Origin of the sequence: Exiguobacterium sibiricum 7-3, assembly GCF_000620865.1 — a bacterium.
In the GTDB taxonomy this organism is placed as follows: Bacteria; Bacillota; Bacilli; order Exiguobacteriales; family Exiguobacteriaceae; genus Exiguobacterium_A; species Exiguobacterium_A sibiricum_A.
This window is the reverse complement of the sequence record NZ_KK211190.1, coordinates 978,796-995,891: the sequence shown is the minus strand read 5'-3', so window position 1 is coordinate 995,891 and position 17,096 is coordinate 978,796. Positions and strand designations below refer to the sequence as shown.

Annotated in this window: 14 protein-coding genes, 1 other RNA gene and 2 other annotated features (1 of these 17 running past the window's edge); of the genes, 3 read left to right on the top strand and 12 right to left on the bottom strand. The window is 48.7% G+C overall.

Annotated features, from left to right (window positions below; all coding sequences use genetic code 11):
* Position 1: 1 nt before the first annotated feature.
* Both alaS and recD2 read right to left on the bottom strand, forming a co-directional pair.
* On the bottom strand, positions 2 to 2,644 hold the full coding sequence (gene alaS / locus P402_RS0105910) for an alanine--tRNA ligase (protein WP_026827845.1): 2,643 nt from the start codon (positions 2,642 to 2,644) through the stop codon (positions 2 to 4).
* Between the two features lie 60 nt (positions 2,645 to 2,704).
* Positions 2,705 to 2,922: a binding site (T-box leader), on the bottom strand.
* Between the two features lie 42 nt (positions 2,923 to 2,964).
* Positions 2,965 to 5,190, bottom strand: coding sequence for an SF1B family DNA helicase RecD2 (gene recD2 / locus P402_RS0105905; RefSeq protein WP_026827844.1), 2,226 nt, complete (start codon positions 5,188 to 5,190; stop codon positions 2,965 to 2,967).
* A gap of 117 nt (positions 5,191 to 5,307) precedes the next feature.
* Between recD2 and P402_RS0105900 the strand changes: the two genes are divergently transcribed.
* Complete coding sequence (locus P402_RS0105900) at positions 5,308 to 5,856, top strand: VOC family protein (protein ID WP_026827843.1); 549 nt, start codon at positions 5,308 to 5,310, stop codon at positions 5,854 to 5,856.
* A gap of 50 nt (positions 5,857 to 5,906) precedes the next feature.
* On the opposite strand, the gene P402_RS0105895 is transcribed toward P402_RS0105900, so the two are convergent.
* Genes P402_RS0105895 through cymR form a run of 4 tightly spaced genes read right to left on the bottom strand, consistent with a single transcriptional unit; the run spans position 5,907 to position 9,265 of the window.
* Complete coding sequence (locus P402_RS0105895; protein WP_026827842.1) at positions 5,907 to 6,563, bottom strand: tetratricopeptide repeat protein; 657 nt, start codon at positions 6,561 to 6,563, stop codon at positions 5,907 to 5,909.
* Positions 6,564 to 6,576: 13 nt separating this feature from the next.
* A complete protein-coding gene (gene mnmA / locus P402_RS0105890) occupies positions 6,577 to 7,701 on the bottom strand; it encodes a tRNA 2-thiouridine(34) synthase MnmA (RefSeq protein ID WP_026827841.1) in 1,125 nt (374 codons plus the stop codon).
* Between the two features lie 12 nt (positions 7,702 to 7,713).
* A complete protein-coding gene (locus tag P402_RS0105885) occupies positions 7,714 to 8,844 on the bottom strand; it encodes a cysteine desulfurase family protein (RefSeq protein ID WP_026827840.1) in 1,131 nt (376 codons plus the stop codon).
* A gap of 13 nt (positions 8,845 to 8,857) precedes the next feature.
* Positions 8,858 to 9,265: a cysteine metabolism transcriptional regulator CymR gene (gene cymR, locus P402_RS0105880; protein WP_026827839.1), complete on the bottom strand. Its 408-nt coding sequence runs from the start codon at positions 9,263 to 9,265 to the stop codon at positions 8,858 to 8,860.
* Between the two features lie 63 nt (positions 9,266 to 9,328).
* On the opposite strand from cymR, the gene P402_RS0105875 reads away from it, so the two are divergent.
* On the top strand, positions 9,329 to 10,642 hold the full coding sequence (locus P402_RS0105875) for a replication-associated recombination protein A (protein WP_026827838.1): 1,314 nt from the start codon (positions 9,329 to 9,331) through the stop codon (positions 10,640 to 10,642).
* Positions 10,643 to 10,678: 36 nt separating this feature from the next.
* Here the strand turns inward: P402_RS0105875 and P402_RS0105870 are convergent, their stop codons facing one another.
* The 3 genes from P402_RS0105870 to P402_RS0105865 form a co-directional block, all read right to left on the bottom strand.
* Positions 10,679 to 11,443 carry a tRNA threonylcarbamoyladenosine dehydratase gene (locus P402_RS0105870; protein ID WP_026827837.1) on the bottom strand — a complete coding sequence of 255 codons (765 nt, stop codon included), beginning with the start codon at positions 11,441 to 11,443 and terminating at the stop codon, positions 10,679 to 10,681.
* A gap of 98 nt (positions 11,444 to 11,541) precedes the next feature.
* A non-coding RNA gene (gene ssrS / locus P402_RS16830) (6S RNA) lies at positions 11,542 to 11,731 on the bottom strand.
* A 67-nt stretch (positions 11,732 to 11,798) separates the two neighbouring features.
* Positions 11,799 to 12,998: a DASH family cryptochrome gene (locus tag P402_RS0105865; RefSeq protein ID WP_026827836.1), complete on the bottom strand. Its 1,200-nt coding sequence runs from the start codon at positions 12,996 to 12,998 to the stop codon at positions 11,799 to 11,801.
* Between the two features lie 141 nt (positions 12,999 to 13,139).
* Here P402_RS0105865 and P402_RS17215 point away from each other — a divergent pair, with 141 nt between their 5' ends.
* Positions 13,140 to 13,262 (top strand): hypothetical protein, encoded by a 123-nt coding sequence (locus P402_RS17215; protein ID WP_255415516.1) that lies wholly within the window; start codon positions 13,140 to 13,142, stop codon positions 13,260 to 13,262.
* 64 nt (positions 13,263 to 13,326) lie between these two features.
* Here P402_RS17215 and P402_RS0105855 read toward each other — a convergent pair whose 3' ends face one another.
* From P402_RS0105855 to hisS, 3 genes are all read right to left on the bottom strand, one after another.
* A complete protein-coding gene (locus tag P402_RS0105855; RefSeq protein WP_034769789.1) occupies positions 13,327 to 13,914 on the bottom strand; it encodes a DNA-3-methyladenine glycosylase in 588 nt (195 codons plus the stop codon).
* A 61-nt stretch (positions 13,915 to 13,975) separates the two neighbouring features.
* A complete protein-coding gene (gene aspS, locus P402_RS0105850; protein WP_026827834.1) occupies positions 13,976 to 15,742 on the bottom strand; it encodes an aspartate--tRNA ligase in 1,767 nt (588 codons plus the stop codon).
* Complete coding sequence (gene hisS / locus P402_RS0105845; protein ID WP_034769787.1) at positions 15,742 to 17,019, bottom strand: histidine--tRNA ligase; 1,278 nt, start codon at positions 17,017 to 17,019, stop codon at positions 15,742 to 15,744. Before hisS ends, aspS begins: the two co-directional genes overlap by 1 nt.
* A 41-nt stretch (positions 17,020 to 17,060) precedes the next feature.
* Positions 17,061 to 17,096: a binding site (T-box leader), on the bottom strand (it continues 188 nt past the right edge of the window).

The following is a 17,096-nucleotide window of genomic DNA, read 5'->3' as shown; positions in this document are numbered from 1 at the left end:
ATTATGCCAGTGATTGCACGTAATGTGAAGTAAACGCAAGAGCTTCGTTTAATTTTGCAGGATCTTTTCCGCCAGCCTGTGCCATGTCCGGACGACCGCCGCCACCGCCGCCGCAACGCGTCGCTACTTCTTTAATCAATTTACCTGCATGGTACCCTTGATCGATCAAGTCTTTTGAGACGCTTGCAACGAGGTTGACTTTATCTCCCTGCGCACTACCGAGGACGATGATCGCCGAGCCGAGACTTGACTTCAGTTCATCCATCATACCGCGAAGTGCATCCATATCCGAGACATCGACTTGCTTCGCAAGGACTTGCACTCCATTGATTTGCTCGACATCCTCTTTCAATGATGCTGCTTCAATGTTTGCAAGTTTTGCTTGTAATGATTCGTGCGCACGTTCTGTTTCACGAAGTTGGACTTGAAGTGCTTCGATCCGTCCCGGCACCTCAGTCGTCTTCGTTTTCAGGACACGTGCTGCCTGCTCAAGTGTCTGCAGGTGACCGTTCATCACATGGTATGCTCCAGCGCCCGTGACGGCTTCAATCCGTCGTGTTCCAGCTCCGATTCCTGATTCGGAAACAATCTTGAACAGACCGATTTCTGCCGTATTGCGGACGTGGATTCCGCCACATAATTCGATCGAATATGTTCCAGCCGAAACGACACGAACCGTCTCACCGTATTTTTCACCAAACAGGGCCATTGCACCTTTTGCTTTCGCATCAGCAATGTTCATCTCTTCAATCTCGACTGCAAGTGATGCCCAAATTGCTTGGTTTACATCCTGTTCGATGGTTGTTAATTCTTCCGCCGTGACTGCTCCGAAGTGTGAGAAGTCAAACCGGAGACGATCTGCAGAAACAAGTGATCCGGCTTGGTTGACGTGTGTCCCAAGTGTATCTTTTAATGCTTTATGCAACAGGTGGGTTGCGGTATGGTTCTTTGTGATTGCTTGACGAGATGACGCTTCGACCGTCGCATGAACTGTCGCATCTGCCAAAGCAATCCCCGTCCGAACAATAACTGTATGCAGATTTTGACCATTCGGTGCTTTTTGAACATCTTTGACATCAAGGACGAAATCCGGACCTGTAATGGTTCCAGTGTCCGCCACTTCTCCACCGCTTTCTGCATAAAATGGTGTGATATCAAGCAACAATTGTGCTTCTTCTCCAGCAGCGACTTCCGTCACTCGTTCTCCATCATGCAACAAAGCAATAATTTTAGCATCCGTCTCAAGGTCCGTATAACCAATGAACTGGCTTGGAACAGTCAATGTCGCGAGCACTTCCGACTGTTGTTGCATCGAACCGCCGTCTTCGCGGGCAGCACGAGCACGTTTCCGTTGTTCATCCATTGCCCGTTTAAATCCTTCTTCATCAACAGACATCTGATGATCTTCTGCATATTCAACCGTCAATTCGAGCGGGAAACCATACGTATCATACAAACGGAAGGCATCTTCTCCACTGATGACATGTTCGCCGTTACTCTTCGCTGCTTGTGCCACAGTGTTTAAGATAGCAAGACCGTCATGTAACGTCTCGTGGAATCGTTCTTCCTCGTTTTTGATGACACGTTTGATGAAATCTGCTTTTTCTGGAACTTGTGGGTAGAAATCGACCATGACGCTACCGACTGTATCCACAAGTTCGTACATGAACGGACGTTCGATCCCGAGCATTTTTGCGTAACGAACAGCACGACGAAGCAGGCGGCGTAAGACATAACCGCGTCCTTCGTTCGAAGGCAGCGCACCGTCTCCGATTGCAAAGGCAACTGTCCGGATGTGGTCAGCAATGACTTTGAACGCAACATCCAGTTTTGAATCTTCGCGGTAAAGTTTACCGCTGAGTTCTTCTGTCTTATGGATGATCGGCATGAACAGGTCCGTGTCAAAGTTCGTCGGCACATCTTGCATGACGCTCGCCATCCGCTCAAGACCCATCCCGGTATCGATGTTTTTACGCGGTAACTCCGTGTAATTGCCGTGTCCATCATGGTTATACTGACTGAACACGATGTTCCAGATTTCGAGATACCGTTCGTTCTCGCCACCCGGATACAATTCGGAATCGTTCGGATCGTCGCCGAAAGCCGGTCCGCGGTCGAAGAAAATCTCTGTGTTCGGACCTGAAGGACCCTCACCAATTTCCCAGAAGTTATCTTCCAGTGGAATAATGCGTTCAGCCGGCACACCAAGTTCGAGCCAGATTTGACGTGCTGCATCGTCTTCCGGGTGAATCGTCACGGAAAGGCGGTCCGGATCAAGTCCATACCACTCGTCACTCGTCAATAGTTCCCAGCCCCATTTGATCGCATCTTCGCGGAAATAATCGCCAACAGAAAAGTTTCCAAGCATTTCAAAGAACGTATGGTGACGTGCTGTCTTCCCGACGTTTTCGATATCGTTCGTCCGGATGGATTTCTGCGCGTTGACAATCCGTGGATTTTGCGGAATGACTCGTCCATCAAAATATTTTTTTAACGTAGCGACACCCGAGTTGATCCACAGTAATGTTGGATCTTCAATCGGAACAAGGGATGCGCTTGGTTCGATTGCATGTCCTTTAGATTGGAAAAAGTCGAGATACATCTGACGGATTTGTGCACCCGTCAACGGTTTTAATGGTTTCATCGAAAATACCCCCATTGATTAATTTATCCTGAACGCAAAAAAACGATACATTCATCCCTGAAAAGGGACGAAAGCATCGCTTTCGTGGTACCACCCTCGTTCGTAAAGACATGTGCTCTCTTTACCTCGAAAAATCCGTTAACGGAGATTACCCGCAAGTGTTTGCACTCGACTCCGGAAGGAGCTTCAATCGAATCGTCACGAAGATGGTTACAGCAGATCCATCTCTCTCTGGTCATGAAGATTGCGACTTACTTATCTTCCATCAACGTTTTGCGTCCATTCATCTACCGTGATTATTACCTATCTGGTGCATTCAGTCAAGTCTTTGTCATACCGCCGAGTCTTTCAATAAGCCGTGTCCGCCGACGTGGTTCTTCCTCTTGCGAAGCTTTATAAAAGGCACGGGGATCTCCGAACAACAACAAACTGGCTTTCGCCCGTGTGACAGCCGTATAGATGAGATTGCGGGAATGTTTGAAGGCCCCGGTGAAAAAGACCGGCATCAGGACAATCGGAAACTCCGATCCTTGCGCTTTATGGATTGTAATCGCATAGGCATGCGTGAATTGATCCCATTCACTGCGGTTGTATTCGACTTCCGTCTGATCAAACCGGGCAATGATTTTATCCACCTTGTCGACATTTTCCTTCGCAAAAAAAATGTTAACGATTTCGCCGATATCTCCGTTATAGACATTTTCTTCCGCATTGTTAACGAGCTGAAGAATTTTATCTCCACTCCTGTAAATTCGCGTTCCCTGTTTGACTTCCCGTTTTTTAGGAGCTTCCGGATTATAGACCTGTTGCAGGACGATGTTCAATTCATCAATCCCTACCTGTCCACGATACGTCGGCGCCAGGATTTGAACGTCAAACTTCGAATACCCTTTCGCCAACGCTTTTTCCGCAAAGGCGGCGATGCCGCGTAACGACTCCTGCGGGGCGAGCGAATAAAACCGCCGGTCGGATAACGGTGAAAGCAAGTCAGCTGACGTGACCCGATTTTTCAAATCGTGAGCCAGTCGAAGAATCGAGGAATCTTCGGCTTGCCGGTGAACGACATTGAGCCGAACGACCGGAATGCCGTCTGTGTCCATTAAATCAGCCAGGACTTGTCCCGGACCGACCGACGGCAGTTGATCACGGTCGCCGACAAATAAAATCTTCATTCCGTTAGGTACTGCTCGTAACAGACTCGATAACAGATAAATGTCGATCATGGATGATTCATCAATGATCAGCACCTTACCTGTGATTGGTTGGTCTTCATCCAATTGAAAGTTCGACCCGTCATATTTCAACAAACGATGGATGGTCATCGCCGGAACGTCCGTCGCTTCCGACAACCGTTTTGCCGCTCGGCCGGTTGGAGCGACAAGCACATACGGATAGACCTCACCCGACTTGACCTGACTTTTCTCAAGCGGCCAATCATGAATTTCCTGAAGCGCGTGTAAAATCCCTTTGATGACGGTCGTCTTCCCGGTACCGGGACCACCTGTCAAGACCATCAACGGGGCTTTGACAGCCAGTTCGATGGCTTCCCGTTGTTGGACCGCATATTCCATCCCAAACCGTTCTTCCAGTTGACCGATGGCTGACAGAATCGTTGCGACATCGACTTCTTGTTCCGCTCCGTTTGCCATGACGCGGGCCAACTCTTTCGCCGCCCGGACTTCCGCATAAAAAATCGTCGGCAAATACAAACAGCCTTCTTCGAGTTTCACCTTATCTTCGGTCAACAACAGTTCGATGGCTTGTTCGAGGCGTTCGCCCGGATCTTCTCCGAGCAGACGGGGTGCCCGTTGCAACAGCGATTCGACGGTCGCAAACGCATGCCCCTCTCCCGCTTCCTGTTCCAGTATATGCATGATGGACGCTGCGACCCGTTCCGGATGCAAGCCGACAAGCCCTAGATGCGAGGCGATTTGATCGGCTGTCTTAAAACCGATGCCACTGACCTCGTACATCAAAGAATAAGGATTTTCACGAATTCTCGCCATCGCATCCCCCTCGTATGCAGCATAAATCTTTGCCGCAAGTTTCGGGGTGACATCAAACGGGGCTAAAAAAAGCATCAGTTGATCGACACCGTATAAGGTCGCGAGTCGACTGAAAATGACATCAGCCTGTTTTTGTTTCAGTCCAGGGACACGGTCAAGTGCCTTGCTGTCTTTTAAGATGATATCGATGGCATCTTCACCAAGAGCATCGACGATGTTTTTCGCTGTTTTCGGACCAATGCCGGTAAACGAACCATTCGTCAAAAAACGGACAGCTGCGTGTTTCGTCATCGGGACCGATCGCCGGATTAACTCCGCTTTTAATTGTTTACCAAATCGCGGATGATCAACCAATCGTCCGAACGCTTGATACGTTCCGCCGAGTTCGATTCCGACACCGGTTCCTGTGACGACGAGCTCTGTTTCTTTTAATTCAAAGTTTTTTTCTTTTATCGCCATCAAAACGATGGAATGGGCTTCTTCTTCGGAGGAAAAAAGCACACGTTTAATACGACCGACTACTTGATGGGGGTGCTCCATCACTCCACCTGCTTTCTGTCTGAACTCCGTTACGCTGTTCCAATCATAGCATTCGTTTAAGGGATTTTAAATGAGGGAAACATTTCTTGAATCAATAATTGAATGGAGGAATAATTCATGGGACGACTGCCAATTGCCGGATTGTGTGAATTAGTACTGGAGGTTGAAGATATGGAACGGGCTGTTGCCTTCTGGAATGGAACGCTCGGTATCCCGATTGTCGAACAGTGGGCGCCGGAAGATGCGGAGCCGAGTCATGAACAGGAAAAGCAGGACGGGGTCTGGGCGACATGGTTGTACATTGGGGGAAATACCCGTCTCGGCCTTTGGCTCAAACGTGACTTTACAATGGAAGAACGGACAGTCAAACACCTTCCTGTCACAAAGTGGGACAGCCTGTATGATGAGGGCGGAGTCCACGTTCATTGCGCCTTTTATATCGAGAAAAACAAGTTTAATGAAGCACTTGACCTGTTACGTACTGCTGCAATTGATGTCAAGATTCGTGAATGGGATGAGCAGCAGACATCAAATGACAAGGAATACTCCGCTTATTTTAAAGATACGGAACAAAATGTTATCGAACTGTACACTAAAAACATGGACGAAGCGTATGAAGACTTTTCCGGTCCACCGTTACGGATCGTACGTGAAGTTGGTCATTAACTAAAAAAGCGTTGCGAAACCGATATGTTCATCGGTCGCAACGCTTTTTTTTAGTTCAACAAGGCATCCATCTTCGCTTTCGCATCCTTCGCCAGCGTATGGTTCGGCTGATAGGCAAGAACGGTTTCAAGTTCCGTATAACACGCTTCCTGCTGACCTAAAAAGGCCAGTGCGATGGCATAGTTATAACGGGCATCCGTATGTGTCTCTTCCAGCAATAATACTTGTTCGAAGATTTCAGCCGCTTCTTCAATCTGTTCGTTCTGAGCAAGGGCAAGACCGTACTGGAAGGCGATTTCAACATCCACCCCATTCAGTTCCGTCGCTTGCTTCAGACGTGGAATTCCCCGAACCGGATCGCCCAGCTTTTGATACGTCAGACCGAGCATGAAATGAAGGTCAGCGTCATCGAGTCCGTGTAATAAGGCAAGACGCAACGATTCTTCTGCTTCAACTAATAAATCTGCCGAGAAATACAATGCCCCTTTGGCATAATGAGCACTGGCAAACGTCGAATCAATCGTCAGTGCCTTGTCGTAAAACAGGATTGCCCGATCAGCATCGTCCATCGATTGGAGCAATGTCCCTAAATTGACGTAACCTGTCGGATCATTTGGTTGTTCTTCGATGGCATCATTAAAAGCTTGTGCCGCCAATTCATAATTACCGGACTCCAGGTGTCGGAACCCGACTTCATTGTAGTTCATTTCACTCTCTCCCTTACGCAAGATACGTTAATGCTTGACCTGCTTTGTACGCATCATCAATCGTCGCCCCACCGAGACAGACGTCGCCGTCATAGAAAACGACAGCTTGTCCGGGGGTAATCGCCCGTTGCCGTTCGTCGAACGCGACGTCTAAACGTCCGCCGTCAAGGATACGAACCGTCACAGGTGTATCCGTTTGACGGTAACGGAACTTCGCCGTACAACGGAATTCTGTTCCGACCGGCATCGTTGCCGTCCAGCTGATGTCAGACGCATACAGTCCTTCTGAATAAAGCAATTCATTATGGAATCCTTGCTCAACGAATAAGATATTCTCTTTTAAGTTTTTCCCGACGACGAACCACGGTTCTCCGTCTCCACCAATTCCAAGACCATGACGTTGTCCCATCGTGTAGTACATCAGACCGTCATGACGCCCCATCGTTTTGCCGTCGAGTGTCCGCATTTCACCCGGTTGCGCCGGCAGATACTGACTGAGGAACTGTTTGAAGTTTCGTTCCCCGATGAAACAAATGCCGGTCGAGTCTTTTTTCTTCGCTGTCGCAAGGTTCGCTTCTTCCGCGATTTTCCGCACTTCTGATTTTTCCATGTGTCCGATTGGGAACATCGCTTTAGCGATTTGATCCTGTGACAGTTGGTTCAGGAAATACGTTTGATCCTTATTTGTATCGACGCCGCGCAATAATTTATGCTCGCCGTCTTCGTACACGGCACGAGCATAATGCCCCGTCGCAACAAAGTCTGCTCCTAGGCGCATCGCATGGTCAAGAAATGCTTTGAATTTAATTTCTTTATTACACATGACATCCGGATTCGGTGTCCGACCGAGTTTATATTCATCCAAGAAATACGTAAAGACTTTGTCCCAGTACTCTTTTTCGAAATTGACTGCGTAATACGGAATGCCGATTTGATTGGCGACGGCGATGACATCTTCGTAATCTTCCGTTGCCGTACAAAATCCGTTTTCATCTGTATCGTCCCAGTTCTTCATAAAAATCCCGATGACGTTGTATCCTTGTTCTTTTAATAAATAAGCCGTAACGGAAGAATCAACACCGCCGGACATCCCGACGACGACCGTTGTTTCCTCCGGTGCTTTTGCGCGTGTGTTCATTGTTTTCACCTCTTAATTGTTCTGAAACGATTTTACGACATCTATCAGGCCTTGTGCGAGCAGTTCGACTTGTGCCTCATCATTTCCCCGCCCAAAGCTGATCCGGACCGATTGTTTCGTCCGCTGATTTTCACCATACATCGCTGACAAGACATGCGATGGCTCAACCGATCCTGCCGTACAGGCACTTCCGCTTGAAACGGCAATCCCACGCATATCGAGCATAATTAAAAATGGTTCAATTTCGACATTCGGGAAATACAGGTTAATGACTTGTGGCAAGCCTTCTGCCCCGTTGACTTCAAACTCAATCGTTGAAGTTCGAAGCCGTTCGAGCAAGGTCGTCCGTAACAGTTGGTACTGTTCAGCCTGCTTCTCCCGTTCCTTTGCCGTCAACCGGACTGCTTCCGCAAACCCGACGATGCCGGCGACGTTTTCGGTTCCGGCACGACGCTTCCGTTCCTGTTCCCCTCCATACGATTGAGGAGCTAACTTGATAGCAGAACGGACATATAACAATCCGACGCCTTTTGGCCCATTGATTTTATGACTCGATGCCGACAACAAATCGATGTGCATCGCTTCCACATCGATCGGTGACTTCGCAAATACCTGAACGGCATCCGTATGGAACACAATCTGTTGTTCCCGCAAGAAGCGACCGCATGCCGCAATCGGCTGGACCGTTCCGACTTCGTTATTTCCGAACATGATGGATACTAAAATTGTATCCGGCCGAACAGCCGCACGTAAGGCTTCTTCCGTCACGATACCGGACTCAGGAATTTCGAGATACGTCACGTCAAATCCCCGTCTCTCCAGTTCCTCGAAGGCATGGAGCACGGCATGGTGCTCAAACCGTGTCGTGATGACATGACGGCCTTTCGACTGGTACTGCATGGCAGCACCGATGATGGCATAGTTATCTGCTTCCGTGCCACCGCTCGTAAAGATGATTTCTGTTGGTTTTGCGTTCAATTCCGTTGCCATCATTCGTCGTGCCGTATCAATCGCAGCCCGCCCTGTTCGTCCGAATGCGTGGACGCTTGACGGATTCCCGAATTGCTCAAGCATGTAAGGCGTCATCTTGTCCAACACTTCGGACCGCATCGGCGTCGTTGCAGCGTGATCAAAATACATCATCGTTTTTCACCTCTCATATATAAAACATATAACCTGTGTCGTCTTCTTCGGCTAAATCTTTTAATGTCGTCGTATCCAGAACTTGATCGACGGCACTTTGAATTTTATCCCACAATTTCCGTTTCGTCACTTCGTCACAGTTATCGCCTTCGACGACGACAAGTGGACCTTCGAGCAGACGGATGATATCCCCTGCTGTAATGTCTTCGGCTGAACGGCCTAATTTATATCCACCATATGCTCCGCGGACACTTTTGACGAGACCGCCGTTTCGGAGCGGAGCAATCAATTGCTCCAGGTAGTGCTCGGACAGATCATACATCTGCGCAATTTTCTTTAAAGACAATGGCTTTGCCTCGCCTCCTTTGGCGAGTGCAATCATGATTGTCAGACCATAACGTCCTTTTGTCGAGATTTTCATCATGCGAAAAGACATCCTTTCTAGTATAGTAGTAGCTAAAAGTTGAAAGAAGGAACGCTACCTATGGCTAATTTATTTGAATCACATTCTCCGGCCGGGCCGCTTGCCAATCGGATGCGCCCTCAATCACTGGACGAAATCGTTGGACAACGCCATTTAATCGGAGAATCGACCTTGTTACGCCGGGCCATTCTCGCTGACCGGCTTGGGACCGTTATTTTTTACGGACCACCGGGAACCGGAAAAACGACGCTTGCCCGTGTCATTTCAAGTTATACGAAATCGGCGTTTGAACAATTAAATGCCGTCACGGCAAAACTTGATCAGTTGCGCGAAGTCTTAAAAGCAGCGGAATCCCGTTTACAGTTTGACCAACAAAAAACTATTTTATTTTTAGATGAAATCCACCGTTTCAATAAAATGCAACAAGACGCCTTACTGCCTGCCCTTGAAGCCGGAACGATTACACTGATCGGCGCGACAACGGAAAACCCGAGCTTCGAAGTCAATGCTGCCCTGTTATCCCGGGCGACCGTTTTTCGGTTTGAAACACCGACGACGGACGATCTGCGAATTGTCCTAAACCGGACTTTAAAAGACGTAGACCGTGGGCTCGGCAAGTATCCGGTCACTGTCACCGAGGAAGCCGTTGATCATTATGTCAAGCTCTCGGATGGCGATTACCGGGCGCTTCTCAACGCACTCGAACTCGCAGTTCTGACAACACCGGAAATTGACGGCGAAATCACGATTGATCTTGCCGTGGCCGAAGAATCGATTCAACAAAAAGCGTTGAAATACGATAAAGACGGAGACCGGCATTATGATGTCATCTCGGCCTTCATCAAATCGATTCGCGGCTCAGACCCCGACGCTGCCCTTTACTGGCTTGCCGTCATGATTGAAGCCGGGGAAAGCCCGCGTTTCATCGTCCGTCGACTCTACGTCCATGCGGCAGAAGATATCGGATTATCCGATCCGCAAGCTCTGCTGATCGTCGATGCGTGTGCTCGGGCCTGCGAATACATTGGTTTCCCAGAGGCACGGATTCCGCTCGCCGAGACCGTTTTGTATCTCGCGACGGCTCCGAAATCAAACACTGTCATTACCGCGATTGATCAGGCGCTTGAACTCGTTCGTCGATCAGATGGTGGTCCGGTTCCCCCGCATTTGCGGGATGCGCATCATGCCGGTGCCGCAGCGCTTGGTAATGGTGTCGAATACCAGTACCCACACCAGTTTCCACATGCGTATGTCAAACAGAACTATTGGCCGGAAAACCTGGCACGAACCAAACCGGTTTTTTACAAGCCTAGTCCACGGGGATTCGAAAAACAATTACAGGCACGGCTTGATTTTTGGAAAAAACAACCGTAAACGATGAGAAAAAGCGACCTCAGCAGGTCGCTTTTTTTAACGGACACGTTCGATGATGACGCCAGCTTCCCGGACAATCTCATTGATGACATAACTTGCCGCAATCAATCCACCAACCGACGGAACAAACGCGTTTGAACTCGGCGGCATTTTGGCTTTCCGAATAAACGCTTCATCGTTACCAACGACTTGACGGACTTCTTCGATGATCTTGACCGGTGGTTCATCCGAAAAGACAACCGGGACTCCTTTATGAATCCCTTCCTTCCGCAAGCGCGTCCGGATCACTTTTGCGAGCGGATCGTAACTCGTATCTTTAATATCAACGATCTTGATTCGTGTCGGGTCCATCTTATTTGCCATTCCCATACTCGAAATGATTGGAATTTTACGTTGTTTACACTCTTTGATCAAGTGAATCTTAAACGATACTGTATCCGAAGCATCAATGACATAATCCGGATTTTCTGCGAAAAAGGATTCGTACGTTTCTTCGTTGTAGAACATTTTCAAGCGGACAATTTCTAAATCCGGATTGATTTGCATCAAACGATCTGCCATTGCATCGACTTTCGGCTGGCCGACTGTCGGTAACAAAGCATGGATCTGACGATTGACGTTTGTGATATCAATATCATCTTTATCAACCAGAATCAAACGGCCGACGCCACTGCGGGCCAGGGCTTCCGCCGAAAACGAACCGACACCACCGATTCCTAAAATCGCAACAGACTTGGATGCCAATGCGTCAAGTCCGGTCTTACCGATTGCTAATTCATTACGTGAAAATTGATTTAACATCTCATAACCTCACAATACTCATACTGTTTTACTCGGAATTATATCATAAAAAAAAACGTCATGCGACGTATAGTGTGATTCATCTAAAAAAAGAAACGATGGGACCCGAAGTGCCGTGTCGATACCTTATTTTTGAACCTGCTGCGCAGGTGGGTGTCTTATCCGATTCCTATTCGTACGTCCTCCTGCTGTGTTACGAGGCATGTACTACTAGTTGGAACGTCAAACTCCCTATCAAAAAAGAGTGGCTCAAAGATAAAAGGCGGCTCTCGTACATCTCAGGAACCCCATCTGTTGCATTTAATATAGCATTCCCCTTATCGAAATGCAACTGGTTCTGACTCTTAAAATTTAGTCATTTTCCAGTCGTTTCGCTTGACATCCAGCGTCGGATAAATGCTTTGGTCGGATCATATTTTTGTTGTTGGAATTCAGGATTAAACCGGGGTGTCCGGGTCGCATTTCCGACTCCTGCGATGTAGGCCCAGTTCCCGTAATTGGAGGCGACATCGTAATCAATCAACTGCTGTTCAAAGTATCGGGCACCAATCCGCCAATCCTGCTGTAAGTCATGAATCAGATAACTGGCCGTAATCTGACGTCCCCGGTTCGACATCCAGCCGGTCTCCTTGATTTCCCGCATGAAGGCATCAACAAACGGTTCACCCGTCTCGCCTGCGATCCAGGAATCAATTGCTGCTTGATCCGTCTTCCACGTCATATGCCCGTCCCGTAATCCATTAGAACGAAACAGTCGGTGTCCCGTCTCGCGCATCGTCAAATGGAAAAAGTCGCGCCATAACAATTCGAAATACAACCAGTATGTCGATTCATTAGCGCCGTGTTCCCGTTCCGTCCTTTGCAGCTCTGCCATGACACTCCGCGGGGAAAGGGAACCGTTTGCCAGCCAAGCGGATAACTTTGAAGAATCATCACGGTCGAATCCGTTCCGTGTCTCTTTATAGGTAAAGACAGGACCTTCCAAGTAAGCAGCCAAGCGATTACGTCCTGCCGTTTCCCCTCCCGCAAACGGGAATGCCGTACGAGAATCCACCGTTTGCTTACCGGGTGGTTCAATATACCGAACTTTCCCCGGTGCTTCGATTGGATCCGCAAAGCGGCCGTCATACTCAACTCTTTTCCGGAACGCCGTGAAGACACGTTTCAGTTCGTCACTGCCGATATCTTCCCGGAGATGAAGCGTCTGGGTCTCATACATTCGTGTAGTAAAACGTTCTTGCACTGCGTTTTCCTGTCGTGCTTCGTACTCACCTGTCATTCGGTGAAAATAAACGACGTCATCCTGTTGAACAAACGATGTCAGTTGTTCTACTGTCTCCCCTTGTAAAATCGTCAGTTCGATGCCGAGTTGTTCTAAATGATTTCGTAAGGCATGCAACGTCTCTTGTTCAAAGATGACTTGTTGCTGGCCACGCTGCTCTGTTTCTTGTTGAATAAAGACTGCCCGAACCTTGTCTTGCTCGGAACAGGCCTGTGTTAACGCTTCATGATCGTCGACCCGTAAATCATTTCGATACCAAACGACTCCTGCCATGTCACTCACTCCTTTGTTATCCCTTACCCGTACTATCTCAATCTTCTTCCTCTCCGCAAACGATCGATGTGCTGAAAAGGTTTTGAATTTTTGTTTTCGTGGAATATGATTAATACAACTTACTAAGGAGTGAATCATTTCATGGCTGCTAAAAAAGGAAAACTCAAGACGCTGATTACGCTTGCTACGACGGTCGGACCGATCGTCTACAAATTTTATAAAAAACAACAAGCTAAAAAATCAATCAATACACCAAAACGATAAACTAACATATGAGGGGGAGCGGATATCAAATCCGCTCCCCCTCATTTCGTTCCCAAAACATGTTTTATTTTTTACTTACACCGGTGCTGCCGGATTCGTAAAAACGCCACGGATATTTCGTCGCTTCCCCGGCATTTGGGATTCCGATCCGGGTCGTCTGAATGATGTTCTCCGTTTCCCCCACTTCGATCTGAAAGCGTTCATCCCTGTACAAATCCACACCCGAATCTTCTGTCGTCAAACCAAATGCTTGGCACAACTTAGCCGGACCGTTGACTAAGTTTTTTTGTTCAGCTTTGGTTAATGTCGCGTATGATTTTGCAAATCGCCGTTCGGCAACGAGATCATGTCCGCTGATAACCTCCGCACCACGCAGTAATACGGCATACCCTTGACCAATCTCTCCGCAGACGATGTTCAGGCAATGGTGCATCCCATACGTGAAATACACATATATGTGTCCCGCCGGTCCAAACATCGGTGCAGTCCGTTTCGTCGGTCGCCCACTGTAGGAATGGGCGGCTTGATCGTGCGGTCCAAGATACGCTTCCACTTCGACAATCCGCATCGTGACCTCGTCGACCGTCAACAGACTCCCTAACAGTTCCGGTGCCACCTCAACTGGTGACCGTTCAAAAAAGGTGCGTTCCATCTCCAATCCCCCTCCATTAAAAAAACAGATTCCCCTCATGACTGAAGGAAATCTGTTGGTATTATGATTGTTTGACGGCTGTCCGAATCGACAGTTCGTTCAGTTGTGCGTCTGAAACCGGGCTCGGTGCCGCTGTCAGCAGATCGCTTGCCGAAGCTGTTTTCGGGAACGCAATCGTATCACGTAAGTTCGTCCGGCCAGCAAGCAGCATGATCAGACGGTCAAGACCGAGTGCGATACCCGCGTGCGGCGGTGTCCCGTACTCGAATGCTTCCATCAGGAAGCCAAACTGTTCGTTTGCTTCTTCTTCCGTGAAGCCAAGCAGTTTAAACATCCGCTCTTGAATATCACGTTCGTAAATCCGTTGTGATCCGCCACCGAGCTCATACCCGTTCAAGACGAGGTCATAGGCTACGGCAAGGACGCTGCCCGGGTCTGTCTCGAGTTTGTCGAGATCTTCCCGGCGTGGCATCGTGAACGGATGGTGGTTCGCATAAAAGCGACCGTCTGCTTCTTCGAACGTCACGAGTGGGAAGTCCGTTACCCAAAGGAAGTTGAAGACCGTTTCGTCAATCAAGCCGAGTTCTTTACCGAGTTTTTGGCGCAGAGCACCGAGGCTGTCAGCAACGATAGATGCTTTTGCTGCTACGAAAACAAGTAAGTCACCGGCTTCCGCTGCCGTCGCTTCAACGAGTCGTGCTGTCGCTGTCTCATCAAAGAACTTCGCGATTGGACCGTTCAGTCCGTCTGCCGTTACTTTGACCCAAGCGAGACCTTTCGCTCCATAAATCGCTGTGAATTCTTGTAATTTATCGATGTCTTTACGGGAGAACTGATCTGCTACCCCTTTGACGTTCAATGCTTTAACTTCGCCGCCTGATTCAAGTGCCATATCAAAGACTTTAAATCCGGCTCCCGTGACTGCTTCTGCGACATCGATCAATTCAAGACCAAAACGAGTATCCGGTTTATCTGAACCGAACCGGTTCATCGCTTCTGCATACGGCATCCGCGGGAACGGTGTCGTAATATCTTTTCCGAGCGTCTCTTTCATGACACGTGTCATCATCGACTCCATCATCGCATACAAGTCTTCCACGTCCATGAAACTCGTTTCGATATCGACTTGTGTGAATTCCGGCTGACGGTCGGCCCGTAAGTCTTCGTCACGGAAACAACGGGCAATTTGGAAGTACCGCTCAAAGCCCGAGACCATCAGCAATTGCTTAAACAACTGCGGTGATTGTGGCAATGCATAGAATTCACCCGGATGGACACGACTCGGAACCAAATAATCCCGTGCGCCTTCCGGTGTCGATTTTGTTAAAATCGGTGTCTCGACTTCGAGGAAGTCCTGTTCGTCGAGGAAGTTCCGCATGATGTTCGAGGCTTTCGAACGCAAACGGAATGTCTCTTGTAACGACGGACGGCGAAGATCGAGGTAACGGTATTTCAGACGAAGATCTTCTGACGTCTGTTCCGCTTCTTCACTGATCGGGAACGGCGTCATTTTCGAAGCATTCAAGATGATGACTTCGTCTGCGACGACTTCCACTTGTCCGGTCGGAATGTTCGGGTTCGGATTTTCACGCTTGATGACTGTCCCTTTGATGTCGAGCACGTATTCCGAACGAATCGATTCCGCCAGGCGATGCGCCTGTTCGTTTTCCGGTTGGAAGACGACTTGGACGATACCGGTCCGGTCACGTAAGTCGAGGAAAATCAATCCTCCAAGGTCACGTCGTTTTTGAACCCATCCTTTTAATTGAACGGCTTGGCCGATTGTTTCTTCTGTTACGGTTCCGTTCATGTGTGTACGTCCGATCATTATGCTTCCTCCTTTAATTTCGCGACAATCGTATCGGCGACAGCTGATAATGGCACATCAATCTGTTCACCAGTCGACATGTCTTTTAATGCAGCTGCTCCACGTTCGACTTCTTCGTCTCCTAGAATGACGGTGAAGCGGGCTTTCAGCCGATCGGCTGCTTTGAATTGTCCTTTGAACTTCCGTCCGAGATAATCACGGTCAGCGGCAAGTCCTTCCAGACGCATCAGTTGCAACAGGCGTGTCGCCGTTTTTTCGACTTCTTCATTCCCTTGAGCGACGATAAAGACATCAATCGTATCATCGATTTCTGGCAGGACACCTTCATTTTCAAGTGCCATCAACAGACGTTCAATCCCAATTCCAAATCCGATTCCCGGTGTTGCCGGTCCGCCGATTTGTTCGACGAGTCCGTTATAGCGTCCACCGCCGCAAAGCGTCGTGATGGCTCCGAAACCTTCTGCTTCCGACATGATCTCAAACGACGTGTGATTGTAATAATCCAGCCCTCGGACAAGTGTCGGATCAATCACGTATTCGACCCCGAGTGCATCCAAGTGTAACAAGACTTGATCGAAGTATTCTTTTGAAGCCGGGTTCAAGAAGTCGAGGATTGACGGTGCTGTCGCCATACTCGGGTGATTGCGGTCGACTTTACAATCGAGTACACGGAGCGGATTCGCTTCTAGACGATTTTGACAATCCTGGCATAACTCGTGGGCGACCGGCTTGAAGTGATTGACCAGTGCTTCTCTGTGCGCGGCACGGCTTTCGCTGTCTCCGAGTGAGTTGATGACGAGTTTCAGTTTTTTCAGACCAAACGAGCGGTAAATGCTCATCGCAAGACTGATCACTTCTGCATCGATTGCCGGTTCTTCACTGCCGAGTGCCTCGACACCGTATTGGTGCAACTGGCGGAATCGTCCGGCTTGCGGACGTTCATAGCGGAACATCGGTCCGATATAAAAAAGTTTGACGGGCTGATTGGCGGCGCCGTAGAGTTTATTCGTCACGAATGACCGTACGACGGCTGCTGTCCCTTCCGGACGAAGCGTAAATTGTTCCTTCCCACGTTTTTCAAGCATGAACATCTCTTTTTGAACGATGTCCGTCGTTTCACCGACACCCCGTTTGAACAACTCTGTTTCTTCAAAGATCGGTGTCCGGATTTCTTTATAGTTGTACCGTTTACTGATCTCCCGCAATTGGTTTTCAATATACTGCCAACGTTCCACTGTACCCGGAAGTACATCAAACGTTCCGCGTGGTAATTTCATCCTAATTCCTCCTTTTTGAATACAAAAAAAGTCCTCGTCCGCAAAGGGACGAGAACTTGAAGATCCCGTGGTACCAC

What these genes read in the sequence shown, in the direction of transcription:
- P402_RS0105865 (WP_026827836.1), bottom strand. Translation starts at nt 12,998, where the DNA reads ATGGCAGGAGTCGTTTGGTATCGAAATGATTTACGGGTCGACGATCAT.
- P402_RS17215 (WP_255415516.1), top strand. Translation starts at nt 13,140, where the DNA reads ATGGCTGCTAAAAAAGGAAAACTCAAGACGCTGATTACGCTTGCTACG.
- recD2 (WP_026827844.1), bottom strand. Translation starts at nt 5,190, where the DNA reads ATGGAGCACCCCCATCAAGTAGTCGGTCGTATTAAACGTGTGCTTTTT.
- cymR (WP_026827839.1), bottom strand. Translation starts at nt 9,265, where the DNA reads ATGAAAATCTCGACAAAAGGACGTTATGGTCTGACAATCATGATTGCA.
- mnmA (WP_026827841.1), bottom strand. Translation starts at nt 7,701, where the DNA reads ATGAACACACGCGCAAAAGCACCGGAGGAAACAACGGTCGTCGTCGGG.
- alaS (WP_026827845.1), bottom strand. Translation starts at nt 2,644, where the DNA reads ATGAAACCATTAAAACCGTTGACGGGTGCACAAATCCGTCAGATGTAT.
- hisS (WP_034769787.1), bottom strand. Translation starts at nt 17,019, where the DNA reads ATGAAATTACCACGCGGAACGTTTGATGTACTTCCGGGTACAGTGGAA.
- P402_RS0105900 (WP_026827843.1), top strand. Translation starts at nt 5,308, where the DNA reads ATGGGACGACTGCCAATTGCCGGATTGTGTGAATTAGTACTGGAGGTT.
- P402_RS0105875 (WP_026827838.1), top strand. Translation starts at nt 9,329, where the DNA reads ATGGCTAATTTATTTGAATCACATTCTCCGGCCGGGCCGCTTGCCAAT.
- P402_RS0105870 (WP_026827837.1), bottom strand. Translation starts at nt 11,443, where the DNA reads ATGTTAAATCAATTTTCACGTAATGAATTAGCAATCGGTAAGACCGGA.
- P402_RS0105885 (WP_026827840.1), bottom strand. Translation starts at nt 8,844, where the DNA reads ATGATGTATTTTGATCACGCTGCAACGACGCCGATGCGGTCCGAAGTG.
- aspS (WP_026827834.1), bottom strand. Translation starts at nt 15,742, where the DNA reads ATGATCGGACGTACACACATGAACGGAACCGTAACAGAAGAAACAATC.
- P402_RS0105855 (WP_034769789.1), bottom strand. Translation starts at nt 13,914, where the DNA reads ATGGAACGCACCTTTTTTGAACGGTCACCAGTTGAGGTGGCACCGGAA.
- P402_RS0105895 (WP_026827842.1), bottom strand. Translation starts at nt 6,563, where the DNA reads ATGAACTACAATGAAGTCGGGTTCCGACACCTGGAGTCCGGTAATTAT.